This window comes from Mesorhizobium sp. M5C.F.Ca.IN.020.29.1.1 (genome assembly GCF_003997375.1).
In the GTDB taxonomy this organism is placed as follows: domain Bacteria; phylum Pseudomonadota; class Alphaproteobacteria; order Rhizobiales; family Rhizobiaceae; genus Mesorhizobium; species Mesorhizobium wenxiniae.
Genome location: NZ_RZSW01000774.1, coordinates 1 through 2,191 on the forward strand (window position 1 = coordinate 1; position 2,191 = coordinate 2,191).

The window sequence follows — 2,191 nt, forward strand, 5'->3', positions numbered from 1 at the left end:
GATCGACCCTGCTCCCCTCTACGCGACGCCGAAGGACAATTGGTTTCCGGCAGCACCTCCGGTGACCAAATGAACATGATCAAACACCCGGCCGCCGCCTCGGCTATCTCGTCGAGCCCTTATGCCAAGTTCCCAATTCTGGAAATGGAGCTGGGACCGCTCCACGATCTGTTGCGGCAGGCCGACGTTTCCGAGCTTTCCGTCAACAGGCCGGGCGAAATCTTTGTCGAGCGGCTTGGCGCCAAGGAAATGGAGCGCTTCGTTGACGCCAGGCTGACCGAGAAATGGATTCGCAACCTCGCAACACTTGTCGCCAGCTCGACCAATCAACTGGTGAATGAGGAAAAGCCGATCCTGTCGGCGGCGCTCCCCAGCGGCGAGCGCATTCAATTCGTGTTGCCGCCGGCAGCACCGGACGGCGGCGCGATATCGATCCGCAAGCAGGTCATCATGGACATGACCGTCGACGACTACGCCAAGCGCGGCGCCTTCGAAGAAACGCGCATGGGCAATGAGCTCGGCTTGTCGGAAGAAGAAACGGAACTGGTTGAGCTGATCGGCGGCTCCGATCCGATGAGATTTCTGGAGCATGCGGTCAGAAATCGCGTGTCGATCGTTGTTTCGGGCGGCACGTCGACCGGCAAGACGACGTTCCTGAACGCCCTGCTCAAACTCATTCCGCCAAGTGAGCGGATCATCACGATCGAAGATACACGCGAGCTGAAGCCCGTCACGCCGAATACGGTCGCCCTGCTCTCTTCGAAGGGCGATCAGGGCTTGGCGAAAGTCGACGCGCAAAGTCTCCTCGAGGCATCGCTGCGTATGCGACCGGACAGGCTGTTGCTCGGCGAATTGCGCGGCGCGGAAGCTTTTTCCTTTCTGCAGGCGATCAACACAGGGCACCCCGGATCGTTGACCACAGTGCATGCCAATTCGGCGCGCGCTGCCTATGAGCGTTTGGCGTTGATGGTCATGCAGGGCGGCGTGAAACTCTCGCGCGACGAGATCATGGATTACCTCAAAGAGGTGATCCCCATCGTCGTCCAGCTCTCGCGCCGGGATGCCGGCCGGCGCGTCGTGAGCGAGATTAAATTCACAAAGGCCGAACGCCTCGGCTGATCTGAGAAGGCGAGAAATGAGGGCGTGATGGTGCAGGTCATCAAGGGATTGGTCGTGACGCTCATGGTCGTGGCCGTGGGCGTTGTTTTTTTCGCCATCGCCTATGGAGGCGTCCGTTGGTACGAGACGGGCTCCTTCGCCCTGATCCAGGATCTCGACCGGGATCCTTTTGCCACGCTGCGCCGCGCCTACGCCGATGTCGCCATTCTCGGCCGCTATCAGCAGGCGCTTTATGCGGCCGGCCTGGCGCTGATTGGCGTGATGGTGCTGGCTGTCATGACCGTACTGATTAAGCGCAAGGCATCGAACGACGCCAAATTTCTTAGCTTGGCGGAAGTCAATCGGGCCGGCTTGACGAAACGCGGCGGCGTCTTCATCGGCCGCGCGGGCGGCAGCCTTGTGAACGTCATCGGCGCGTTCACCCAGCGCGGTTCCAACAAGAGGCACTTGACCAAGCCGAAACTCGTAGGCGGAAAAAAGCTTTGGGTCGATGGCGACGACGTCGGCGGCTTCGTCGTCGGACCGCCGCGATCGGGCAAGGGTGCCGCGCTGATCATCCCGAATGCCCTGCTCTGGCCGGATTCGCTTGTCGTGCTGGACATGCGCGGCGAGACCTATCAGGCGACAGCGGGTTATCGGTCGACCTTTTCCAAGGTTATTCGTTTCTCGCCGGCCGACGAAAAAGGCGAGACGGAATGTTATAATCCGCTCGATTTCATCAGCCTCGACAGCGACCAGCGCGACATCGACATCCGCAACATCGCCGCCGCGCTCTTTCCACGTCCGACGACAGGCGAAACCTATTGGGTCGACGACGGTCGCATGCTCTTTGCCGGGGTGATCTCCTACGTCATGGAAACGCCCCGCCTCGAGGACAGGAAGCGAACGCTGCGCCAGGCGCTTCGCATCATGAATGGCGCCGACCGGCCGTTCCTGGAATGGATCCAGGCACTCCGCGACGAGGAAGCGAGGGAAATTTCCGACTACACGCTGCAGATGCTCGCCAGCTATGCCGACATGTCGGACAAGCAGTTTTCCGGGCTATTCGGCAGCGTGAGAACGGGCCTAAACC

At 60.6% G+C, this 2,191-nt stretch carries 2 protein-coding genes; both read left to right on the forward strand.

Translation table 11 applies throughout. The features are described 5' to 3' along the window. Nucleotides 1–69: 69 nt before the first annotated feature. Nucleotides 70–1,119, forward strand: coding sequence for a P-type DNA transfer ATPase VirB11 (virB11, locus tag EOA85_RS33370; RefSeq protein WP_245486253.1), 1,050 nt, complete (start codon nt 70–72; stop codon nt 1,117–1,119). 27 nt (nt 1,120–1,146) lie between these two features. Continuing rightward, nucleotides 1,147–2,191 (forward strand): type IV secretory system conjugative DNA transfer family protein (locus EOA85_RS33375; RefSeq protein ID WP_164760065.1); only part of this gene is annotated, 1,045 nt, incomplete at its 3' end.

Coding starts and splice junctions, on each gene's coding strand:
- virB11 (WP_245486253.1), top strand. CDS start 70: ATGAACATGATCAAACACCCGGCCGCCGCCTCGGCTATCTCGTCGAGC.